Origin of the sequence: Paenibacillus sp. UNC499MF, from assembly GCF_900107975.1 — a bacterium.
Lineage (GTDB): Bacteria > Bacillota > Bacilli > Paenibacillales > NBRC-103111 > Paenibacillus_F.
This window is the reverse complement of the sequence record NZ_FNVF01000007.1, coordinates 219,060-242,006: the sequence shown is the minus strand read 5'-3', so window position 1 is coordinate 242,006 and position 22,947 is coordinate 219,060. Positions and strand designations below refer to the sequence as shown.

The 22,947-nt window shown below is 55.8% G+C and carries 23 protein-coding genes and 1 riboswitch; of the genes, 13 read left to right on the top strand and 10 right to left on the bottom strand.

All coding sequences use genetic code 11. The annotated features are described in order from the left end of the window. Positions 1-13 precede the first annotated feature (13 nt). From C4S74_RS26620 to C4S74_RS16820, 7 genes are all read right to left on the bottom strand, one after another. Positions 14-166, bottom strand: a complete 153-nt coding sequence (locus tag C4S74_RS26620; protein ID WP_181024451.1) for a hypothetical protein — start codon at positions 164-166, stop codon at positions 14-16. Positions 167-517: 351 nt separating this feature from the next. Beyond that, positions 518-952, bottom strand: a complete 435-nt coding sequence (locus C4S74_RS16840) for a BrxA/BrxB family bacilliredoxin (protein ID WP_103996459.1) — start codon at positions 950-952, stop codon at positions 518-520. A 125-nt stretch (positions 953-1,077) separates the two neighbouring features. Continuing rightward, a complete protein-coding gene (locus C4S74_RS27050) occupies positions 1,078-1,206 on the bottom strand; it encodes a hypothetical protein (RefSeq protein WP_258042510.1) in 129 nt (42 codons plus the stop codon). A gap of 276 nt (positions 1,207-1,482) precedes the next feature. Further along, the gene (locus C4S74_RS16835) at positions 1,483-2,184 is read right to left on the bottom strand and encodes a PspA/IM30 family protein (protein ID WP_103996458.1); all 702 of its coding nucleotides are present in this window, start codon (positions 2,182-2,184) and stop codon (positions 1,483-1,485) included. Between the two features lie 2 nt (positions 2,185-2,186). After that, entirely contained in the window at positions 2,187-2,702 is a 516-nt protein-coding gene (locus C4S74_RS16830; RefSeq protein ID WP_103996457.1) for a PspC domain-containing protein, read from the bottom strand. Between the two features lie 3 nt (positions 2,703-2,705). After that, positions 2,706-3,368 carry a PspA/IM30 family protein gene (locus C4S74_RS16825; RefSeq protein WP_103996456.1) on the bottom strand — a complete coding sequence of 221 codons (663 nt, stop codon included), beginning with the start codon at positions 3,366-3,368 and terminating at the stop codon, positions 2,706-2,708. Between the two features lie 35 nt (positions 3,369-3,403). Then, complete coding sequence (locus C4S74_RS16820; RefSeq protein ID WP_009676300.1) at positions 3,404-3,697, bottom strand: hypothetical protein; 294 nt, start codon at positions 3,695-3,697, stop codon at positions 3,404-3,406. Between the two features lie 226 nt (positions 3,698-3,923). On the opposite strand from C4S74_RS16820, the gene C4S74_RS16815 reads away from it, so the two are divergent. From C4S74_RS16815 to C4S74_RS16790, 6 genes are all read left to right on the top strand, one after another. Beyond that, a complete protein-coding gene (locus C4S74_RS16815; protein WP_103996455.1) occupies positions 3,924-4,976 on the top strand; it encodes a metallophosphoesterase in 1,053 nt (350 codons plus the stop codon). A gap of 114 nt (positions 4,977-5,090) precedes the next feature. Continuing rightward, positions 5,091-6,653 (top strand): spore germination protein, encoded by a 1,563-nt coding sequence (locus C4S74_RS16810; protein ID WP_258042509.1) that lies wholly within the window; start codon positions 5,091-5,093, stop codon positions 6,651-6,653. 15 nt (positions 6,654-6,668) lie between these two features. After that, positions 6,669-7,865 carry a Ger(x)C family spore germination protein gene (locus tag C4S74_RS16805; protein ID WP_103996454.1) on the top strand — a complete coding sequence of 399 codons (1,197 nt, stop codon included), beginning with the start codon at positions 6,669-6,671 and terminating at the stop codon, positions 7,863-7,865. A 3-nt stretch (positions 7,866-7,868) separates the two neighbouring features. Further along, positions 7,869-8,075 carry a hypothetical protein gene (locus tag C4S74_RS16800; RefSeq protein ID WP_103996453.1) on the top strand — a complete coding sequence of 69 codons (207 nt, stop codon included), beginning with the start codon at positions 7,869-7,871 and terminating at the stop codon, positions 8,073-8,075. 119 nt (positions 8,076-8,194) lie between these two features. Next, positions 8,195-9,304: an endospore germination permease gene (locus tag C4S74_RS16795; protein WP_103996452.1), complete on the top strand. Its 1,110-nt coding sequence runs from the start codon at positions 8,195-8,197 to the stop codon at positions 9,302-9,304. A gap of 95 nt (positions 9,305-9,399) precedes the next feature. Continuing rightward, complete coding sequence (locus tag C4S74_RS16790) at positions 9,400-10,674, top strand: NAD(P)/FAD-dependent oxidoreductase (RefSeq protein ID WP_103996451.1); 1,275 nt, start codon at positions 9,400-9,402, stop codon at positions 10,672-10,674. Between the two features lie 278 nt (positions 10,675-10,952). Here the strand turns inward: C4S74_RS16790 and C4S74_RS16785 are convergent, their stop codons facing one another. The 3 genes from C4S74_RS16785 to C4S74_RS16775 all read right to left on the bottom strand — a co-directional run bounded on the left by C4S74_RS16785 (position 10,953) and on the right by C4S74_RS16775 (position 13,470). After that, the gene (locus C4S74_RS16785; protein WP_103996450.1) at positions 10,953-11,435 is read right to left on the bottom strand and encodes a hypothetical protein; all 483 of its coding nucleotides are present in this window, start codon (positions 11,433-11,435) and stop codon (positions 10,953-10,955) included. 99 nt (positions 11,436-11,534) lie between these two features. After that, positions 11,535-12,752, bottom strand: coding sequence for an ABC transporter permease (locus C4S74_RS16780; protein ID WP_258042508.1), 1,218 nt, complete (start codon positions 12,750-12,752; stop codon positions 11,535-11,537). A gap of 19 nt (positions 12,753-12,771) precedes the next feature. Continuing rightward, positions 12,772-13,470: an ABC transporter ATP-binding protein gene (locus C4S74_RS16775; protein ID WP_103996448.1), complete on the bottom strand. Its 699-nt coding sequence runs from the start codon at positions 13,468-13,470 to the stop codon at positions 12,772-12,774. A 132-nt stretch (positions 13,471-13,602) separates the two neighbouring features. Between C4S74_RS16775 and C4S74_RS16770 the strand changes: the two genes are divergently transcribed. From C4S74_RS16770 to nrdF, 7 genes are all read left to right on the top strand, one after another. Further along, the gene (locus tag C4S74_RS16770; protein WP_103996447.1) at positions 13,603-13,917 is read left to right on the top strand and encodes a hypothetical protein; all 315 of its coding nucleotides are present in this window, start codon (positions 13,603-13,605) and stop codon (positions 13,915-13,917) included. Positions 13,918-14,118: 201 nt separating this feature from the next. Next, the gene (locus C4S74_RS16765) at positions 14,119-15,072 is read left to right on the top strand and encodes an aldolase catalytic domain-containing protein (RefSeq protein WP_103996446.1); all 954 of its coding nucleotides are present in this window, start codon (positions 14,119-14,121) and stop codon (positions 15,070-15,072) included. Positions 15,073-15,238: 166 nt separating this feature from the next. Next, entirely contained in the window at positions 15,239-17,335 is a 2,097-nt protein-coding gene (locus C4S74_RS16760; protein ID WP_103996445.1) for a hypothetical protein, read from the top strand. 382 nt (positions 17,336-17,717) lie between these two features. Beyond that, entirely contained in the window at positions 17,718-18,269 is a 552-nt protein-coding gene (locus C4S74_RS16755; RefSeq protein WP_103996444.1) for a hypothetical protein, read from the top strand. A 294-nt stretch (positions 18,270-18,563) separates the two neighbouring features. Further along, positions 18,564-18,760: riboswitch (cobalamin riboswitch) on the top strand. Positions 18,761-19,048: 288 nt separating this feature from the next. Next, positions 19,049-19,408, top strand: coding sequence for a class Ib ribonucleoside-diphosphate reductase assembly flavoprotein NrdI (gene nrdI, locus C4S74_RS16745; RefSeq protein WP_009676335.1), 360 nt, complete (start codon positions 19,049-19,051; stop codon positions 19,406-19,408). Beyond that, positions 19,395-21,479, top strand: a complete 2,085-nt coding sequence (gene nrdE, locus C4S74_RS16740; RefSeq protein WP_103996442.1) for a class 1b ribonucleoside-diphosphate reductase subunit alpha — start codon at positions 19,395-19,397, stop codon at positions 21,477-21,479. The genes nrdI and nrdE overlap by 14 nt, the downstream gene beginning before the upstream one ends. 224 nt (positions 21,480-21,703) lie before the next feature. Continuing rightward, positions 21,704-22,663, top strand: coding sequence for a class 1b ribonucleoside-diphosphate reductase subunit beta (nrdF, locus tag C4S74_RS16735; RefSeq protein WP_103996441.1), 960 nt, complete (start codon positions 21,704-21,706; stop codon positions 22,661-22,663). The last annotated feature ends 284 nt before the right edge of the window (positions 22,664-22,947 follow it).

The following is a 22,947-nucleotide window of genomic DNA, read 5'->3' as shown; positions in this document are numbered from 1 at the left end:
TGTTACTTTTCATTCATTTCCCTTCTTTCTCGTTAAAGTGGACAATCTTTTCACCGATAGTAAACGCTTTCAAAAAACCTCCTTTGCCTGCTTCGTTCACCGCTTTGTAATCAGCATCCTGCCGCCGTTTGTACCCCGCGCCGCTCATTCCGATCATTATCCGCACAACCACCTCCTCCGGTCGCATGAGAAACCCATGCCGTCTCCGGATTCAGCCGTTCAATGTACACTCACGTCCACGGACGTTTCCGGTACCGGAAAAAATCGCAGCCCGGCTTAAAGCCTTGGCTCCTTTCCTCCAGCTTTTGGAAACCTCTCTTTATATTAAAACTTTACTCAATTCCTCCGGGATGGGCTATAGTCTGATGTGCTCAACGTGTTAGGGCCACATGCCTAATTTAAGCCGCAGCTCGCCGGAAAAGCGCCCCTCCCCGCAAGAAAAAAGCCCCCGCTTCCGTCAAAAGACGGCCGCAGGAGCTTGCTTTATCGAGAACGGACCCGGTTAACGGCCTCGTTCTTATTTGCAGTACTTTTCGAAGGCATCCGTCAGATCGCCGGCAATCATGTCGGCGGAACGGTCTTCGATTTGGTGGCGCTGGATAAAATGCACCAGCTGGCCGTCTTTGAACAGCGCGATCGAAGGCGACGAAGGCGGGTAAGGCGCCAGATATTCACGGGCTTTAGCCGTCGCTTCTTTCTCCTGACCGGCGAAAACGGTATACAGGTGATCCGGCTTCACTTCGTTCTGCAGAGCTTTGGCAACGCCGGGACGGCATTGGCCCGCCGCACAGCCGCAAACGGAGTTGATAACGAGCAGCAGCGTTCCTTCCGCATTCTCCAGCGTCTCGGCTACCTGCTCGGGCGTCAGAAGTTCCTTCACGCCGATGCGGGTCAGATCCTCACGCATTGGTTGTACCATGTCTCTCATATATGAGTCAAAAGACATCACCATAATCGGTTCACTCCCCTGTGATCAATGTCATGGACATTTTCTTTTCCATTCCATTATACAATTGAGGGAAAAGAAAGCAAAGGGGCTGGATAAGATCTCTCGCGTCCGCAAGGCCCTGAATGCTGCTACGTCGCGGGAAAATTCGGCCCGCTCAGTTTTTTGTCGACACCGCCGGATTCGGACGGGGTGCTTTTGCGCTGCTTGTTTTCTTTTTCGTGAATATCCTGCTCTTTGGAATTGTTGGATTTAGTCATTCGGGGTTCATCTCCTTTCTTTTCCGTAGTATGCGCTCCGCGTCCGGGTGCAATTCGCTCTTGCCGTCCGTGCGGCGGCGCGTCGTCGACGGGTCCATCAACCGGAACCGGGAAGACGAAAAAAAGCCTCCGGAGTCCGATCTCCGAAGGCCAGAACAGGTATAGCTGTGCAAGAGGTACCGCTTATTGCAGGGTTGAACCGGCCGGGGTCCGCGGAATTCCTGCTCTGAATTCCGGGGTCCGCCGGTCAGCCATAAAGCTGCGTGCTTCAGCCGATTACTTCTCGGCTTTCGTTCCGCCGCCGATTTTGTTCTTCAGCTGCTGGAGCTGCTCGTCGACTTTAGCCTGTTTGGCGGAGTCGGACGGGTTGTAGCTGGACGCGCTGCTGTAGCCGGATGCCGGTACGTAAGGCTTGCGGGCGATTTCCGCTTCCACTTCCAGCTGGATGATTTTCTCCTCGATGCGCTGGAAGCCTCTGGAGGCATTGCCGCTTTCGATCACACCGTTGTAGCTCACTTGCGCCATCTGCTTTTTCGCTTTGGCCAGCTGCGTGCGGGCCGCCAGCTCGTTGCGCTTGTTGCGCAGCTTGTAATACTCGTCTTTCATGTCGTGAAGCTGCTGGGTCAGCTCGGAAGCTTGACCTTTGGAAGCTTCGTGGAGATCGGTATACTCGGCGATTTTCTCGTCGTGGTACAACTTCTCTTCAAGCGCTTGGCGTGCCGCTTGCTCTTCGCCGTCTTTCAGCGCGGCTGCCGCTCTGCCTTCACGGTCGGCGGACAGGCGTACGCTTTCTTCCAGGCGCTGTTTCAGCTTGCGCTCGTTGGCGATTTGCTTCGCCACGGTAACTTCCGCTTTCGCGATTTCTTCTTCCATGTCGCGGATATACTGGTTGAGCATAACGACCGGATCTTCGACCTTATCCAATACCTCGTGAATAGACGCCTTCGTCATATCTTTAATTCTCGAAAAAACTCCCATGTTTATACATCTCCTTTGGAATCGTTATTGGTTGGTTTTTGGTGCTTTTCCAGGCGGTCGAGTTTGCCTCTGAGCTCCTCGATTTCGCGCTGCATCGCTTTTTTCTCGATATCTTTCATCATTTCATCGATATTATCGGCCTTAGGCGCTCCGAAAGAGGACCCGGCGGCGGACTGCTGTCTGCCGTTTCTGGCTTCTTTGCCGTTCCAGCCGTTGTAAGCCTGGTTGCCGCCGTAAGAGCCGCCATAGTTATTGTTGTTGGGGTTGCCGTAAGGACCGTAGGAGTCTCCGCCGTACGGGCCCGGTCCGTAAGGGCCGCGCGGTGGGTCGAAGCCCGGTTCCTTAGGCACGATAAAGCTGGCGATGAAGTAAAGCAGGATCAGCGAACCGCTGGTGATGAATACCGCGACGACTGTGAGCAGCCGCAGCAGGGTTGCATCGACGTTCAACACATCCGCAAGTCCGCCGCAAAGTCCCGTTACTTTCTTGTCGGTGCGCGAGCGGTATAGTTTTCTCATGTATTATGACTCCTCCCGGTTAATCTTGCGGCGCAGCGCCTCAAGCTCCTTCTCTAAAGCCGGATTCGGGTTCTCGGAGCCGCCTTCCCGGGTTGCACGGCGCAGGTCGCGAAGGACGTGTGCCTGCATCTCCATATCGGATACGTGCTCTTCCATCCGGTAAAACATGCGGGGCGACGAGGAACCGTCTCCGTAGCCCAGGCGGGCGTTCAGCCGCTGCTGCAGCCTTGCCGACTCCATGCGGGCCATGTAGTAGCCGCGCTTATCGAGCACTTCCTGGTAATCGGCGCGCATGGCCTGAAGCTCTTCTTCCAGCTCGGCGGCCGACTGTCTCGCCTGCTCGTAGAGGCCGCGGTACTGGTCGCTGCGCTCTTCGGCTTGAAGCTTCTCGTGAAGGATCATGCGGGCCATGTTCTCTTCGCCCGCTTTCAGGGCGAGTGCGGCCTGCTGCTCGCGTTTCTCTTTCGTTTCCAGTGCACTTAAGTATTGTTGTCTCAGCGAGGAGGCGTGTGCCGAACACTGCTGATGCAGCCGCTCGCTTTGCATGAGCTGTTCTCTCTTGGCCGAGAGATATTGGTCGATCAGGCGGATAGGATCTTCGCTTTCCTCCAGCCGCTCGTTCAGCGTTGCTACCGTTATATCACGAATTCGTTTCAGAATGCTCATTGTTTTTACCACCTTCTTTTATCAGCGTCTTGGCCTTATGAATTGGATGTGCCTTTCAGCATCGATACACCGAACGCGATCATGGCGACAGCGATCAGGATAATGAACAATGTCGTCATTTTGCCTAGAAGGGCGAAGATCCCGAGGAGGGCGATTACCCAGCCCAGCTTGCTGCCTCTTTGAATCCCGAAGTAGCCGACCACGATCATTCCGATCGGAATCAGGTAACTCATAATCGGCCCCAGGTGAATGCCCAGTTTGCCGAGAATCAGCCAGGCTCCGAATGCGATCAGCACGATCGCGAGGCCCATGTTAGGATTGCGTTTCATCTTTTTGCGTCACCGCCTTTCGTTGTCGTTATCTTATGTCTTTATTCTAGTCGACAGCGGCATTCGCCAAAACGGACTCGCGGCGGTTTTTGGTCCTGGACCTAAGTCGGGGCCGGTATCAGACCTGAGGATAACCGCGCTCCGGCCCGGGGCTTACGCATAGAAAACAGGCGGCAAGGAACACTAATCCAAATGATCCTGACGATGGAAACGGAGGGGTTGCTCCGTGAAGTGTTTTCATTACGCCGCCGCGGTTTTTCTGCTCTGCTGCGCAGTCGTCTGCCTGCCTCCGCAGCGCCGGCAAGAGGCGCCTGCGGCAAAAGCGCTGCCTGCCGCAGCGGCTGCGCAGCGGCCCGGGCAGAAGGCCGGAGCGGACGGCGGACGTCCGTCCGCTCCGGAAGAGACGCCGCCGCTGCTGACGTTTTCCGTGCTGAGCGATATTCATATCGAGGCGCACGACAAGCTGTCGCAGGAACTCCTGCGGACGGCCTTGCTGGATCATGCCGCTATTGCGCCGGAAAGCGGCATGATGGTGCTTAACGGCGACTTGACGGGCGGCAATCCGGCGGATTACGACGCGCTGGCAAAGGCGCTGAACGCCATGCCCCACCCGCCTCTTCATGCGACGATGGGCAATCACGAGTATTACCGGATGTGGCGCACGCCTTTCGGCTCTGCCGATACGTCAAAACTTAATCCGTTCTGGTCCACTCGCCAGGCGGTGGAGCTGTTCACCCGCTCCTTCGGCTACGAGAAGCCCTATCACGAGGCCGAAGCGGCCGGATACACGTTCATCTTCCTTAGCGGGGAAGGCTACCGGGACGTCGATAAAGATGCCCGGGAAGACGCTTACTTGTCAGCCGAGCAGATGAACTGGTTCGCCGGCCGCTTGTCCGAAGCTTCCCGGACGCATCCCGGCAAGCCGGTGTTCGTCTTCCTGCACCAGCCGCTTGTCCATACGCTGAAAGGCTCCGGGCAGGAACGGGGGGTTACGGACTATAAGGCGTTCCGCAGGGTCTTAGAAGATTATCCGCAGGCCGTTCTTTTCTCCGGCCATTCCCATTATGACTGGAGTCTCGGCGGCCAGGCGGTCCGGACCGGCTTTCTCTCCGTCGGCTCTTCCTCGATACGGAAAGTGCTTGATTTCGATGAGAAGCAGGTACATCCGCCGAAGAGCGAGAGTCTTCTTGTACGGGTATATCCCGACAAGCTGGTCATCCGGGTCCGGGAACATTACAGCCGGTCGTGGATCGGCTCTTACGTTCACAGGCTGCGCTAAGGATCCGTTTTCGAAAACGCCGGTTCCGGCGCCTTGCTTTTTACACCTGCCGTCTCTTGATCTCACGCTCCGTTCATCCAAGCCGTCCATCTAATAAGAAAGGAGACAAGCCGCGTGGTTTCTTCGTTCATTCCGTTTCCCCGCCCCGGCTATTCGGAGCTGTACCAGGAAAGATTAAGCCGCAGCCTTCCGTTCAACATTCTTCGCACCCGTCAGGTTACCGGAGACAGCGTGGATATCCAGCATCGTGAATTCCGGGTAGGGGCAGCCGGAGAAAACGGGGTCAAAGCCGCTCTTTTCTATACGGAAGGGCTTGTGGAGAACCAGGGAGTAGACCAGTTCATTCTTCAGCCGATTATGACGCAGATGAAAAACATGAACATCGAACCGGGCCATACGCTGGAGCTGATGACGCTGCTGGAGGATTACTATATCACCGCATCCGGCGTGCAGCGCGCCGAAAATATGGGACTTATCATCGAGCTGCTCAACAGCGGCAGCGCCATTCTGTACCTGGACGGTATAGATACGGCGCTGGCGGTCGATCTTACCGGCTGGAAGGAACGCGCCATCGAGGAACCGTCCAGCCAGGGAGTCATCCGCGGACCGAAAGCCGGCTTCACGGAGTCCATCAAGACGAACCTGTCGCTGGTACGCCGGAGAATCAACGACGCGAGCCTGCGTTTCGACGGGCAGAAAATCGGCGATGTAACCAAGACGAACGTAGTCGTCGCTTATATCAGCGGGATCGTGAACGAAGATGTGCTGGCGGAGCTGAAGCGGCGGCTGAGCCTGATCGAGACGGACTCCATTCTCGAAAGCGGGTATGTGGAGGAATTCATCCAGGAAACCGCCTGGAGCCCGTTTCCTACCTTGTATTCAAGCGAGCGCCCGGACGTGGTCGCCGCGCAGCTGCTTGAAGGCCGGGTAGCCGTATTTGTCGACGGCACCCCCTTTGTGCTGGTGGCGCCCGCCCTGTTCGGGGAATTTTTTCATTCCCCCGAAGATTACTATAACCGTGCGGATATCAGCTCGCTGCTGAGGCTGCTGCGGTTCGTCAGCTTTCTGATCGCCCTGCTGGGCCCCTCCATTTATATTGCCATTACTACGTTTCATCAGGAAATGCTGCCGACGGATCTGCTGTTCAGTCTGGCTTCCCAGCGGGAGGGTGTGCCGTTCCCCGCTCTATTGGAAGCTTATTTAATGGAAATCACATTTGAGATCATCCGCGAGGCCGGTATCCGCATGCCCCGGGCAATCGGGCAGGCCGTATCCATCGTGGGAACGCTCGTTATCGGCCAGGCTGCCGTTGATGCGGGCATTGTGTCGGCGGCCATGGTTATCGTGGTCTCCATCACGGCGATCTCAAGCTTCGTTATTCCGGCATACAATTTATCTATTTCGGTGCGGATTTTGCGCTTTCTGTTCATGCTGCTGGCCGCCACCTTCGGGCTGTTCGGCGTTTCGACGGGACTCATCCTGCTAGCCCTGCATCTGTGCCATATGTCCTCCTTCGGAATTCCTTATATGGCCCCGTTTGCGCCTTTTCAGCTGAACGAGCAAAAAGATACGCTGATCCGGCTGCCGCAGTGGCTGCTTAACAAGCGGCCGAGACTGCTCAGCCGCAATACGTGGCGGCAGCCGCCTCCCGGTAAAAATCCGGCACCCCGAAAATAAAGGAGGCTGCTTCCTATGCTTAAACGGCCGGCCGGCTTGCTTGCGCTGATTCTGGCTTTATCGCTCCTTACCGGCTGCTGGAGCAAAAGAGAAATGAACGAGCTGGCCATCGTGGTCGGCATCGGTGTGGATAAGATCGGCTCGCAGATTAAAGTCACCTTCCAGGTCGTCGATCCCGGGGAAGTGGCGCCCAAGAAGAGCTCCGGAGGCCGCTCCCCCATTACCGTCTACGAATCGATGGGAGATACGTACCTGGAAGCCATGAGAAGGATCACAACCAAGAGTCCCCGCCAGATGTATCCCTCCCATCTGCGTGTGCTTGTGATCGGAGAATCGGTCGCGAAGGAAGGCCTCTCGGATATTCTCGACATTTTCACAAGAGATTGGGAGCACCGGTCCGATTTCATCGCCCTGGTATCCAAAGGAAGCTCAGCCAGCGAAGTCTTGAAAGTCCTCACCCCACTGGATAAAATTCCGGCCAACGAACTGTACAGTTCACTGGAAACAGCGGAGAAGAAGTGGGCCCCCGTGTCGGTCGTTACCCTGGATATGCTGATCAACAACATGACGGCGAAGGGCAAGGAAAGCGTCCTGTCGGCCGTTATACTGAAAGGCCCTTCCGACAAAGGCGAGGAACGGAGCAATATCGATCAGATCAAACCCGAAACCTACATGCAGTACGCCGGCTTAAGCGTGTTCAAAAAGGACAAGCTGCTGGGGTGGATGAATGAGTCGGAGAGCAAAGGATATAATTACATAACAGATAACATACACAGCACCGTCCATCAAGCGGCTTGTCCCGACGGCGGCATCGCCGTGCTCGATCTTATCCGCAGCAAGACCACCGTTAAGGCCGGCATGAAGAACGGGAAGCCTCTCGTCACGATCTCGCTCCGTTCCGAAGAAAATATAGGGGAAATGAGATGTGTCATGGATCTGGGTAAAAGAGAAAACATTCAGTTCCTGGAGAAATCCGTTGCGGGAGATATCCGCAGCAGGATGCAGGAATCCATTGAAAAAGCCCAAGAACTGGGCAGCGACGTTTTCGGCTTCGGCAAAAAGATGTATCAGAAATACCCGGCTTACTGGAAAAAAGTTAAAGGGGACTGGACATCGGCCTTCCGGGAGCTTGAGATCGAGTACGATATCCAGGTGAATATCCGCCAGCTCGGACGTTCCAACAATTCGTTCATCAACCGGCTGGAGGATTAACGTATGCTGACCGTTACGATGATATGGCTGACGGGTATCGTTCTCGGGGCGTTTCAGATTCCGTCTCTTTGGAAGCGCAGGATGCTGAAGGACTTGACCGCGTTCGCCGTCCTCCTCTTGGCGGGAATGATCCTATCCACCCTGCTGGCCCTCTTCATCCCTTTTCCGAAGCCGCTGGATATGGTTAATTTTCTGATCGGACGCAAATAACCGGTTCTCCTAAGATCCCCGGCAGCCGGCTCCGCTTTTTTACGGCTCTAACCCTGCTTCTTATCGTTCTTGCAAAACCCAGCCTGCGGCACGGCTGACAACCGAGGGAGGTGTGCCTGTTGGACCAGCTGAATCCCAGACAACTGACCGTGCTCGCCACTATGTACTATATAGGAAGCGCCATTCTCGTTATACCGGCGTATCTTGCGGATAAGGCCGGAAACGACGCATGGATCTCGGGCCTGCTCGGTTTGATGATCGGCTTTCTCCCCCTTATCCTGATCTACGCCCTAGAGAAAACATACCCCGGCAAACACCTGGGCGAAATTCTCGAATCCGCTCTCGGCAAAATACTGGGGAAAGTCACGGGGTTTGCGTTCTTTCTGACGTACCCGTTAGGCATCATCACGCTTTCCCTGAGGGATATCGGAGATTTTCTGACCACTTCCCTCCTCCGGGACACGCCCCTCGAAGTTCTCATTTTATTTACGCTTGTCGTGATCAGCATCGCGGTACGCCTCGGCATCGGCACGATAAGCCGGACAGCGGAGCTTTTCTTCCCTTGGGTACTCCTCCTCATCATCCTGCTCATCGTGTTCGTTTCGCCCAAAGCCGATATCGAGAACATTCAGCCCGTGCTCGCCTCCGGATGGCAGCCGGTTATGCTCGCCTCCTTGACTTTGGCCGGCTTTCCTTTTCTGGAGCACAACCTGTTCATGATGGTTTTTGCGAAAGTAAAAGGAAGCGCCTCCCTCGCTCTGCAGCTGGGTAAAGGATCGCTCGTGTCCGGCCTGCTTATCGTGCTCGTCGTCTTTATGTGCCTGCTTGTGCTGAACCCCGGCCAGACGGCCGCTTACGTGTTTCCGACCTATGAACTCGGCAAAATGATCGAATTCGGGCAATTCGTGCGCCGCATCGAAGTTATCGTCGCTTTCATCTGGTTTTTTACGATCTTTTTCCGGGTATCGTTCCTTCTCTATACGATGGTGACGGGCCTTTCTTACCTGCTCAGGCTTCACGATTACCGCGTCATTACGTTTCCGGTGGCCGTTATTTCAGGCGCCTTGTCGCTCCTGTGGTACCCGAACATTACCGAGCTGAACAACTTTTCGAGAATCTGGACCTATATCTCGTTCTTATGGGGATTCGGCCTTCCTCTGCTGCTGCTTGGGGGTTCCGCGGTTCAAAAAATGTTCCGGAGCCCGAAATCCCCGCGTGAACCGGCCTGACTTTTCTGTAAAAGGGAGGCCCCTTTCCGGTTTGAAAAGCGGACGATCCGTGATATGATCGAATAAAATTTGAAGGTTCAGGGAGTTTACACTACATGATTTACGATGTCATCATAATCGGCGGCGGATCGGCGGGCCTTATGGCCGGGGTTGCCGCAAGCGCGGACGGAGCCAATGTGCTTCTGCTGGACAAAGGCGACAAATTGGGCCGGAAGCTCGGAATTTCGGGCGGCGGACGCTGCAATGTCACGAACAACAAGGAAATGGACGAGCTGATCCGGCACATTCCCGGCAACGGCCGTTTTTTATACAGCGCCTTCTCGCATTTCAACAACCAGGATATTATCGCTTTTTTTGAAAATCTCGGCATCCGGCTGAAAGAGGAAGACAACGGGCGCATGTTTCCCGTCTCCGATAAGGCCAAAACCGTCGTAGACACGCTGATCCGCCAAGTGCGCAGCCAAGGCGTGTCTATCCGGACCAACTGCTCCGTAGACCGCGTGCTGTACGAGGACGGACGGACAACCGGCGTGCGGCTGCAATCCGGCGAGACGCTGCGCGGCAAATGCGTGATCGTCGCTTCCGGCGGCAAGTCCGTGCCTCACACGGGTTCGACGGGCGACGGATACGCATGGGCGGAAGCGGCCGGACATACCATTACCGAGCTGTTTCCCACGGAAGTGCCTCTTACCTCGGCCGAGCCTTTTATCAAAAGCCGGGAGCTCCAGGGCTTGTCGCTGCGCAATGCGGCGCTGACCGTATGGAACGCCAAGGGCAAGAAGCTGATTACCCATCAAGGCGATATGATTTTTACGCATTTCGGGATCTCCGGCCCCATCTCGCTGCGCTGCAGCCAGTTCGTCGTCAAGGAACTCCGCAAGTCGCATAAGGACAGCGTGGAGCTGACCATCGACTTGTTTCCCGACCAGAGTACGGAGGAAGTGTACGAACAGACCTTGGCGCTCGCCGCTGCAGAGCCGAAACGGGCGATCAAGAACGTGCTGAAGGGCGCCGTCTCCGAACGGCTCGTTCCCCTGCTGCTCCGTAAAGCGGAGCTGGACGAGTCGCTCACCTATGCGAACCTGCCCAAGCAGAACTGGATGGAGCTGAGCAAGCTCCTGAAAGCTTTCCCCCTGCGCGTGAACGGGACTCTTTCGATCGAGGAGGCCTTCGTCACTGGCGGAGGCGTGAACTTGAAAGAAATCGATCCCAAAACGATGGAATCCAAGATGACGGAGGGCCTGTTTTTTTGCGGAGAGGTTCTCGATATTCACGGGTACACGGGCGGCTACAACATTACGGCGGCTTTCGCCACGGGATATACGGCCGGCAAGCATGCGGCCATGCGGGCGGAGGAAGCAAGGGTCTAAAGGGACGAAGATGACTGTGTAAAAAAGAGAACGAGAAAAAAACCAGCTCCTCCTTCGGAAGGGCTGGTTTTTTGTCGATGGGGTGAAGGTGGTTCAGGCTGCCGCGGTTCGGCCTGATCCTGCCGGTATGCGCCGAAAACAGCCGAATGACGTGACCATGCGGAGGATCACACAAGTAGATCATGTAGTTGACCCACGCCATGCGGCACTCTCCCTCTGCCATGCTCCGAGAACTCGCAGGCTGTCCGGCGGACAAGAAACCGCCGGGCAGCTCCGTCTCACAAATGAATCCCGGCCGAAAACCGATCGAGATCGTCGTCGGACGGGTCAAACTGCCGCTGCGGCTCCTCGTACGAGCCGCCGGCCCCGGCACCCGCCGTGCCGGAGTAAGCGTCCGCAATGCTGCCGGGCCCGTCCCCGCCGCGAACAGCGGCCAGAGTCCCCTCCGGCGCGTCTTCTTCCGGATCCTGGATCAAGTGAGCCGGGATCCGGATCGTGTCGAGATCGTACGCCGCCGCGTAAGCTTCCGGTTCGCTGTAGCTTGCCTCGGCTGTCGGGGGCGCGTCGATCAGTTCTCCCGCATGGGCCTGGGCGATCTGCATGGCGGAAGCGAGGTCCTGCCCTTCCACATGGATATGCAGGGTTGGCTGCCCTTCCGAAGCGTTAACGCCCGGCCGGTAGCCCAGCTCAAACAACGTATCATAAGCAAGCCGCATATCCCGTTCCTGCGGAAATTGGAAAAATATCGGTGTATCGCTCATAAGGCATCCTTTCCGGTGCTGTCAGATCCGCCGTGCGCTCTTCGTATTCATAGCACGCACGCTTGCCGGTCGCCCTTAGTGTTCGCCAAACCCTGGCGTTTAATACCAGATGGTCACCAGAAAGGCTGCCGCATACGCGGCGGGCACAGAGAGAACAAGAGCGGCGATCCCCAGCGGCAGCGAGATGCTGGCGCCCGCGACAAGACCGACCAGCGCAAGTCCGGGCACCGCCAGAGCGAACGACGCTTTGCGGAGCGCCTCCTGCTTGCTGATTTCGCTCCACGCGAACATGCGGAAGAAGGAAGCGCCCAGCGTTTCCCGCGAGACCGATTTCATCCAGTAGGCCAGCACGAAAGCGGCGACGGCCCACAGGACGACGTGCATCGGACCCGGCAGCCGCCACGCGGCGAACGCGAGCACGGCCGTCAGCTGGGCGTACAGCTTCCACTGGCCGGGCCGGCGGAGGACCGATTTGACGAGCGAATCGGCCAGAACCGCCGAAGCGCCCGTCCCGCGGACCACCCGCTGCGAGCGGCCCAGCAGCAGCGGAGCCCGGCGCTGGCGCGGCTTCTTCCCCTCGACAATGCCGCGGAGCATCAGGGAGGCGAGCTTCAGCCTCGCCTCCCTCTCCCGCTGCACGTCGGGGTAGAACGCTCCCGCCGCCCGCAGACGGCGGCGGGCAAGCACTGCCGCGGCCGCAAGCAGCAGCGGCCCGGCGAGGTACCCTGCGGCGGCACCCGCGAGAATCAACTGGACGCAGGCCCAGTAGATGAGAAAGCCCGCCGCGAACAGCACGATGGAAGCCGCCACGCGCTTCCATCCGGACCAGGCGAGCGCCGCAAGCTGGCGCAGCAGGCCCAGGTTCACCTTGGCCGCGTAGACGGCCAGGAACAGGGCCGCGAGCTTCAGCGCGCCGCCGGTGGGGTCTTCCGCCCGCAGCAGGGGCAGCAAAGCGCCGGCCAGCAGGGCCGTCGTCAGTGCCTGCAGCCCGAGCGAGTACAGAAGCCCGCGGCGCTTGATCGCGGGCATCCAGCCTTTGCTGCGGACGAGGAAGAGCTGGTCCGCTTCCTCGATGAAGAAGCGGATGGTGCCGGACCAGGCGAACAGATACAGGAGAACGGCAACCAGCGATACCGGGATATAGCCGAACCACCCGGGCGGCGTCCGCCACCACGCCGAATAATAAATGAAGGCGAAGATCAGGGCCGGAACGATCAGATAGACGGCCACCGTCCAGTCTACAGCCGTACGCAGAATGCGGTACTGGTAGATCCAGTCGTCGAGCAGCCTCCGCTTGAATAGTTTTGCCGGTGTCATATTCATTCCCTCCTCCGCCTCAGACCAGCGCATGGAAGCAGTCGAATAATGTGCCGTCCGGCAGTCCCGACTTGCGGCGCACATCGTCCAGCGTTCCCTGCGCCACGATCCGCCCTTCGCTGAGCAGCAGGAACGAGTCGCAGATGCGCTCCGCGGTGTCGAGCACGTGAGTGCTCATCAGAATGCCCGCTCCCCTCTCCCGCTCCTTCCGCAGCAGCTCCAGGAAGTCCTTCGTCGCCCTCGGGTCCAGTCCGATGAACGGCTCGTCGACGATATACACCGAAGGCCGGTTAAGGAAGCCGATGATAAGCATCACTTTCTGCTGCATGCCCTTGGAGAAAGCGACCGGCAGCCGGTGCCGGGCATCCGACAGCCTGAACTGGGCCAGCAGCGCTGCCGCCCTCTCTTCGAATACGGGACGCTCCAGCCCGTAGGCCGCCGCCGCGAGTTCCATATGCTCCCACAGCGTGAGTTCTTCGTACAGAACCGGCTGCTCCGGCACATACGCCACCGAAGCCCGTCCGTCGGCAAACTCGATGCTCCCCTCGACATCCTTCAGCAGGCCGAGCATGCTTTTGATGGTCGTGCTCTTCCCGGCGCCGTTGGGCCCGATCAGACCGATCAGCTGCCCCTCCGGAATACGAAAGTCGATATCCTGCAAAATCGCCCCCGAATCGCCGTATCCCGCCTTTTTTATATGAATCGAAGCTTTTTCCAAATAAATTCCTCCATTTCCGCGTCCAGCCTGCGTCTATCCCTTTTCAAACGGGGTATGCATATTCTATAGTAGAAGTATAGCAGAAATTTATCCGGCTTCATGTTTTCGATTCTGAGTGTGAGGTGTCCGCGTATGCACAATCACAATTCCTCTGATATCGACAGCAACAAATCTGCCGCCATGTCCGCTTATCTCATTTTTTGCCTGCCGCTGATGGTTGCCAGACATTCCAGATTCGCGATGTATCATGCGAACCAGGGGCTGCTGCTCCTGCTCTACGCCGTTTTCGCGCATCTGATGCTCGGGCTGCTTCCGGGTGTAGAGGACCTGCTTATGCCTCCCCTGGACATCTCCGTCTTCGCGCTGGCATTTATCGGGATCCGGAACGCTCATGACGGCAGAATGAGACCGCTGCCACTCATTGGTAAGTTTGTCCTTGTCCGGTAAATCCGGACTTACAAAAGGCGATATGCGGGGCCGGAACGTACAAAAAGGCGGAATTCCTTAAGGGGACCCGCTTTTTTATTTGACCGTTTGTCAGTTCTGTCATTTGTCCGACAATTGCGCCGATTGATTGACATCCCTTATCAGATGCGTGATAATATAGCAAAATATGAGCCGGTATGCGGCTTTTGGAGGGTACCGAAAATGAAACACGATCAGCATAAAATTCTCGATTGTACGATACGCGACGGAGGGCTCGTCAACAATTGGGATTTTAGCGTGGAATTTGTTCAGGATATGTATCGCGGCTTGAATGCGGCCGGCGTTGAATATATGGAGATCGGTTACAAAAATTCGGCTAAGCTCCTGAAAAGCGACAATGCGGGTCCGTGGCGTTTTCTGAATGAGGATTTCCTGCGTGAGGTCATCCCTACCAAGAACGATACGAAGCTTTCCGCGCTCGTGGATATCGGCCGCGTCGACGAGAACGACATTCTCCCCCGCGAGCAGAGCCAGCTGGATCTGATCCGCGTAGCTTCTTACATCAAGGATGTGGACAAGGGTCTTCAGCTCGTACAGAAGTTCCACGACATGGGCTACGAAACGACGCTGAACATCATGGCGCTCTCCCACGTGATGGAGAACGAGCTCAACGAAGCGTTCGAGCTCATCAACAGAAGTCCGGTCGACGTGGTATACGTCGTCGATTCGTACGGCAGCATGAATCACAAGGACATCGATTACATGGTCAATAAATTCCAGCGCCTTCTGCCGGAGAAGAAGCTGGGCCTTCATATGCATAACAATATGCAGCTCGCGTTCTCCAACACCGTCGTCGGTGCCGAGAAAGGCGTCGAGTTCCTCGACACCTCCGTCTTCGGTATGGGACGCGCGGCAGGCAACTGCACCACCGAGCTGCTCGTCAGCTACCTGAAAAACCCCCGTTACGATGTGCGTCCCGTTCTGGACCTGATCGAACGCCACATGGTCGCCATGCGCGAGAAAGTGGAGTGGGGCTACATCATTCCTTACATGATCGCCGGAACGCTCAACGAGCATCCGCGCGTAGCCATGGCTGTCCGGAACACCGCGGACAAGGACAAATACGTCGAGTTCTACGACAAGCTGACGACGCCTGAAACCATCGCGAATAATTAATCCCCTTAAAAAGATCTTTTCCTCCGGGAAGAGATCTTTTTTTGTTTTTCCGTCTAGTGGAATTCCTGCATCTTTCATTAACTTTCGTTAATATCCTTCCTAATTCCGGTTTGGTATAGTGACTCATGGAAAACTACCCCATCTTATTAACTACTGGAGTGAGACCATGTCTGCCAAAACCAAACACGATGCTTTTGAGGAATTTTATACGAGGGCATCCAATACCGGACCGGCTGCCGGTACGTTTTTCAACGATAAAGCTTATCTTTTTTATACGAACGGGAATCTGCTGGATCTCATTTGCATGGAAACTTACCTCGGCGACGATAAACGTGAAAAAGTGAGAGTCGTTAACAGCCCTAACAAAAAGAAAGGGCCGCTCGGGATCGAATATTTAACCAAAGTGGCCTATGGGGGCGACGGAGTCGGCGGAGGCCGGATACCCGCTCTGGCGGCGTGCGTGCATGAGGGCGTCCTGTATCTGTTTTACGCGGACCAGAGGGGGACGCTGCACGGAATGACCTCTCAGGACGGGACCGAATGGTCAGCGGCTCTTACCTTGGACGAGCGCATGCGCATGCGGACGGACAGCCGGTTCGCGGCCGTATCGGCCGGAACCCGCTTGTATCTCATCGGCTCCGATGCGAACGGCAAGCTCGCGCTGAACTGGACGGACAACGGAGGGCAGACGTGGGAACGGACCGAAGCCCGTGAACAGCGTCCCGGAAAAGACGGCAGGGCGGAGGAAATCCGCATCGCGGACGTCACTCATACGGCGGCGTGCAGCTACCGGGATCCCGGCGGCGACGTGCGGATCATGGTCGGCTATATTCAGCGGAGCCAAGATACGAAGTCGGTCGTTTCCCGCAAAAAAGAAACGTTGAAAACGGTGCTCCTCCACCACGAAGAGCAGGCGCCGCCCCGGAAAGTAAATGAGCCGCACGCCATAGCGGAAGGTGAAAGTGTCAGCCACTTCGCGCTCGCTCCGGGCTCCATCGAAAAGGGCTCTGCAGGCAGCGTCCTGCAGCTGTTCGTCAGCGGCAAAACCGCTTGCGACATCAAAGCGAGAAGATACGAATACTCCGTCTCCACGGGAGTCTGGTCGGCCCCCATCGTCCGAGGCTGGGGACACATGTCGACGCCTAACGGACACCATGTCGACGCCTTCCAGTTTTTTATACCCGAGGATGAAGGTCATATCCGGTCCGAAATCTGGTTTACCCAGACGTTCGACGGCTCCGGCCGGAAAAAACATCTCGGCATAGGCCGGTACCATTCCGACCGGCTTATCTTGACAGACACGCTGACGAACTGGGCCAACGATGACCATCTGACGTTTCTGGGCGTTGTCGAAAGCCCGCCTCCCCACGTGCTGAACGGCTCCGAGCTTAAAGATTCCATCTGTTCCTTCCGGTTCAAGTGGTCGAAGGAGGAGCAGGCGGCGGTATCCGCGAAGTACAAATTCGGCGCTTCTCTCAACTTTAGCGGCAAAGTTCCGGTCGTAGGTCTCGGCGGCGAGCTGAAAATCGCTTATGAGCGGGCGCGGTCCGTCACTTCGGAAATTAAGAGCATCAAAGAATTTTCGATTGAGCTGTATCCGTCCTCCACAAAAAAAACGGCTACGCATTTGTACATCCGTCCCAACATTACCCGGCACACCTACAAGCTGGCGGATTGGCAAAACCAGGACCTGGGCGTGCAGCTCAGTCTTTTCTCCGTCTCGGATCTGAGCATTGAGGCCCGCAAAGGCAAATCCTTGAGCACGTTCCCGAAGCAGCCCGATCCGAACCGTATCGAGAACTATGTGCAGCGGTTTACGGATCTGCCCGATTATACGGATAGGCAGCTTTCGTTCAGTATGCCGGTCAACTGGTCGGAATCCATGAAAATCGAAGAAAATTTTATTAAAATCAGCAAAACCGTCACCTCCGTCTCCAACAGCGTATCCGTCGAATGCAAGCCTGCGGGCAAAGCTCCCGGCGACGTGTTTTCCATCGGTGTAGGGTCCAGCTTCATGTACACGTATGAAGTGAACGTATCCACCCAATTTTCATCGCAAATGGGCTGTACGGTCCGTTACCCGAATCCTCGTACGGATGAACCGGACGATATCAGCGAAGTGAAGCTGCTCATGTATGTGTTTTACCCCGATAAAAACAAAACGGACCGCTGCTACTGGATTCCGGAAACAACGAAAAACCAGTATCCCTGGTGCGTGGCGTGGTCCGTGGATGAGCTTGTTAAGCAGGGCAGCGGCGAGTAAGGCGGCCGGATAAATTTTCCCGCCAATCTGGCGGGCACGGTTTAGGACGCCGTCTCTTGCTTTCGGCTGCTGCGGCTTCAAGAGGCTGTTATACCGCTTCCGCAAGCTCGGTCAGAGGGCTGGGGCCTTTGTAAGTCCGCTTGCGGTACAGAAGCCGCTCAGGCGTTATAAAAAGGCACCGGGAAATTTCCCTGTGCCTTTTTTGTTTGGGAGCCTGCTGCTTTCGCTGCACAAAATCGTTTGACTAAATAAATTCAAAAAAGCAAAATAGTTACATATACTGTTTTAATTATTATGTGACCGATCGACCGCCGGCACGCAGCGAAATATCACGCGGGGAGCTGCGCGTTTGATGCGAAAATTTTCCCGGAGGAAAACCTATATGGTTAGTTACGCTTGGCTTATCGGCATGCTGCTGCTTTTGTTTTTCGGTTTAAACATCCTGCTGAATTATTTAGCGCGCCGAGACCACGAACCTGCGCCGTCCTTAAAGACGAAAATTTGGGCGATTCCGGTTTTGTCCTTGCTCATCATCGGGCCGGTAACCGGTTTTGCTTTCTTATATATGACCTTCTTTCGTGGCATTGAGCATACCAGCACACTGATCAGTTTTTCCGGCAAAGCGGATCTCTTCACTTTCTCTCTGGTCATCTTGCTGAGCTTTCTGTTCTTCGAGACCTTTATTCATCCCCTCCTCCATGCCATGATCCGTTACGGGCTCAAAAGGCCCCCTTCCGTTTACGGCAGACAAATCATCACCATAATCGCAGACAGTCTTCTGATTTATGTTTTTGCCCATCTAATTCCCGGTGTTTACATCAAGGATCTTTTGTCCGCTCTCACTTTGTCTGTCGCTCTGCACGTGATTGAATGGATACTTGCAGGCATAATGAATCTTTATAAAAAGAACAACAAAAAGAATGTAAACATGTAAAAAGGGATCAAGCTCCATCCAAGGAGCTTGATCTTTTTTAATTGGCTCACGTGAAAAATACCCCGCTCCGCGCGTGAAAACCCGCTTGGCCGCACGTCCCGCCGTCGCCCGCAAACTTTGTCGAAATAAAAAGAAACGGAAATAAAATCTCGCCCGTTTATGGGCAGGTTATCACACCTTTTTCGCCTTTTATCTCGGTTTTTCTCCCCTTGTTGAGTCCTTACGCACAGTTGACAAACCACAATATATTGAGGTAAATTCATATCTATCACCTACATATTCACTATATATAGACTATATATGGATTAGACAGGTTTCCCGCCCCGGAGGCGGGAATCAAAAGGGAAGTCCGGTGCGAATCCGGCGCGGTCCCGCCACTGTCAACGGGGAGCGCCCCACCCATACCGCCACTGACGAATGCCGTCGGGAAGGCCGCGGAGGGGCGCAATGAACCTGGAGCCAGGAGACCTGCCTGTCTGAAAGACACCGCTGAACCTACGGGAGATAGGGAGGTGTCCGGACGTTTTTCACATTGCAGCCGCATAGCACACGGCCGTCCCTCCACCGCCTTCGGGCGGGGAGCCGGGCAGCCGGCTTGTACGCGCGGCTTCAGCCGGCCTTTTCGCCGTGCCGTCAGAGGCACGCGAAAAGGCCGGGAGCTGACTGTGAATCCAGAGCCGCTCTTTGTCACAAGGGGCGGCTTTCATCCGGGCGCGCCGACTACTTCCCGTAGCCGGCGCGCCCCGTATTTTTGATAGAGTGGAAAGGAAGATGCTTCCATGCTGGTAGTTTACGATTCCCGTACGGGAAATGTTCAACGTTTCATTAACAAGCTCAATTTGAAGGCCGTACGGATCGAAGAGGATTTGACGATCCAGGAGCCGTTCGTCCTTGTTACCTATACGACCGGATTCGGTCAAATTCCCGGCAAAGTGCTGGACTTCCTGAAACATCACTCTTCCCTTCTGCGCGGTGTCGCCGCAAGCGGCAACCAGAACTGGGGACAATCTTTTGCCCTGAGCGCCGACCGCATTTCATCGGCATACGGTGTTCCGGTGCTTGCCAAATTCGAACTATCCGGCACGTCTAGCGACGTGGAACGATTCCATAAAGGGGTGCGCCATCTTGAAGCATATTGAACTGAACAACGAACTCATGATACCGGGGGAAGACGGTTTTTACCGCCTGGAGAAAGACCGCGAAGCGCTGGACGCCTTCCTTGAAGAAGTCCAGGGGCAGACCGTCCCTTTCGGCAGCATCAAAGAACGCTACGATTATCTGATCGGCGAGGATTTCTACGAAAACGTGTACGAGCAGTACACGCTGGAGCAGATCGAAGCCATCCACGAAACGATCCGCAAAAGCGGCTTTAAGTTCCAGTCCTACATGGCCGCTTCGAAATTTTATAAAGATTACGCCCTGCGTACCAACGATAAAAAGCAAGTCCTCGAATCGTACGAGGACCGCGCCGCCATCGTCGCCCTTCACCTCGGTGAAGGCGACTTCGGCAAAGCCCAGCGGATCGCCAAGGCGATCATCGAGCAGCGCGTCCAGCCGGCTACGCCGACGTTCCTGAACGCCGGACGCAGCCGCCGGGGCGAAATGGTCTCCTGCTTCCTGCTGGAGATGGACGACTCCCTGAATTCCATTCAGTACGTCATCGGCACCTGCATGCAGCTGTCCAAAATCGGCGGCGGCGTAGCCGTGAACATGTCCAAGCTGCGCGGACGCGGCGAGCCGATCAAAGGCGTCGAAGGCGCCGCCAAAGGCATCATGCCCGTCATGAAGCTGCTTGAGGATGCCTTCTCCTATGCCGATCAGATGGGTCAGCGCCGGGGCTCCGGAGCGGTCTACTACTCCGTGTTCGGCTGGGACATCATCGAATTCCTCGACTGCAAAAAGATCAACGCGGACGAGAAATCCCGTATCCAAACGCTTTCCATCGGTCTGATCGTGCCGCAGAAGTTTTACGAGCTGGCCGAGCAGAACAAGCCGCTGCACGTGTTCGCCCCGTTCTCCGTCTACAAGGAGTACGGCCGTCACCTCGACGATATGAATATCGACGAGATGTATGAAGAGCTGCTCGCCAACCCGAACGTGAAGAAGAAAGTCGTCATGAGCGCCCGAGACATGCTGACCAAGATTGCCGTTATCCAGCTGGAATCCGGCTATCCGTACATCATGAACCGTTCCAACGCGAACCGCGGACATGCTCTGAAAGACATCGGTAAAGTGAAAATGTCCAACCTGTGCACGGAAATTTTCCAGCTCCAGGAAACGACGGAGATCGGCGATTACGGCCAAGGCGATATTATCCGCCGGGACATTTCCTGCAACCTCGCTTCGCTTAATATCGTGAACGTGATGGAAACGAAAAGCATCCGCGACTCCGTCCACAGCGGCATCGAAGCGCTGACTTCCGTCAGCGACAACACGACGGTCGCGAACGCTCCGGGCGTTGTGAAAGCGAACAAGGAGCTTCATTCCGTCGGTCTCGGCGCGATGAACCTGCACGGCTATCTGTCCAAAAACCGGATCGCTTACGAAAGCCCGGAAGCGAAAGAATTCGCGCGCGCCTTCTTCATGGCCATCAACTTCTACTCGCTGGAGAAAAGCATGGAAATCGCACGCGACCGCGGTGTCACTTTCGCCGATTTCGAACGCTCCGAATATGCGAAGGGCACCTATTTTGCCAAGTATGAAGTGAAAGATTACCGTCCCGAATCCGATAAAATCAAAGCTCTTTTCGAAGGCATGGATCTTCCGTCGCCGGAAGACTGGAAAGCTCTGAAAGAGCAAGTCATGAAGCACGGCCTGTACCATGCTTACCGTCTGGCCATCGCGCCGACACAGAGCATCTCGTACGTGCAAAACGCGACTTCCAGCGTCATGCCGATCGTCGATCAGATCGAAACGCGTACGTATGCGAACTCGACCACTTACTATCCGATGCCGTATCTGTCCAAGGAAAACATGTTCTTCTACAAGTCGGCTTACCGGATGGACCCGTTCAAGATCATCGATCTTATCGCGGAAATCCAGGAGCATGTGGATCAGGGCATTTCAACGGTGCTGCACGTAAACAGCGACATCTCGACCCGCGAGCTTGCCCGCAACTACCTGTACGCCGCCAAAAAAGGCCTCAAATCGCTCTACTACACCCGCACGAAGCGGCTGACCATGGAAGAATGCCTGAGCTGCTCCGTTTAAGCGAGAGCCGGGATAAGAATAGATTCGTTTAACAAAGAAGCCGGCTGCGCGACAGGAACGTAAAAAACGCTCCAGGCAGGCCGCAAACATCCGTATGGCGCTTTCCCTATAAGCAGCTTTATGCAGGGCCCGAACTTGTCAGCCCCGTATAAAGCTGCCTATGGTTATGCACGGCAACGACTGATGCCGGATTGCAGCGCGCCCCATCCAAAGGAGAGAAAACGATGAAAGCCGTCAATTGGAATAAACCCGACGACGATTACACCTGGTCGTTTTGGCAGCAGAACGTGATGCAGTTCTGGACCGAAGAAGAAATTCCCCTTTCCGACGATAAAATGGTCTGGATCGAGATGAACCCCGACGAGCAGGACGTCTACAAGAAGGTTCTGGGCGGCCTGACGCTGCTGGACACCCTTCAAGGCGGAGTCGGCATGCCGAGACTCGTCGAGCACATGGACGGCCTCCAGCGCAAAGCGGTGCTGTCGTTCATGGGCATGATGGAGCAGATTCATGCGAAGTCCTACAGCAGCATTTTCACGACGCTGGCGAGCAACGAGGAGATCGACGGCATTTTCCGCTGGGTCGAAGAGAACGGACGCCTGCAGCAGAAAGCGGATCTCATCAACCGCTACTACAACAGCATCCAGTCCGACAAAGACCTGTATCTGGCGATGACGGCTTCCGTTTATCTCGAAAGCTACCTGTTCTACAGCGGCTTCTTCTATCCGCTCTACCTGGCCGGACAAGGCAAAATGACGAACAGCGGCGAGATCATCGACCTCATTTTGCGCGACGAAAGCATCCACGGCCTGTACGTCGGTACGCTAGCGCAGGAGCTATTCGCGACTCTGAGCGAAACCGAGCAGCAGGAAGCCGCCGAAGAGCAGATCAAGCTGCTCCTGGAGCTGTACGAGATCGAGAAGCTTTACACCGAAGAGCTCTACACTCCGCTCGGCCTCCAGGACGACGTGCTGCGCTATGTGCGTTACAACGCCAACAAAGCGCTGATGAACCTCGGACGCGATCCTTATTTCCCGGAAGAACCGGTTCATCCGGTCGTTCTGAACGGAATCCGGACGCAGACGAAGCAGCATGACTTTTTCTCGAAAAAAGGCAACGGCTACGTCCGCGCCCTTCGTGTCGAGCCGCTTAGCGACGACGATTTCAGCTTCGAAGGGCTGTAAACCGCTCCGGCGCTGCCCTTCAAGGCCCGGACGGATACGCAATCGGCCGGGTATACGAAAAAGACGTACAAAATTGGAAACAATTTTGTACGTCTTTTTTGCGTTCGGCTGCGGGGCTGCCAGATCGGGCGCTCGCCGGTATCGGCGTACGGCCGCATGCGAAGCCATGCATACAGCCGCCCCATACCGGTGATTCCTCACCTTACCTTGGTTGGTGTCATCCGGTTTTCGGCGGTCAACCTTTCCATAGATACAAAAAGAGACCGATCCCAAGGATCGGTCCC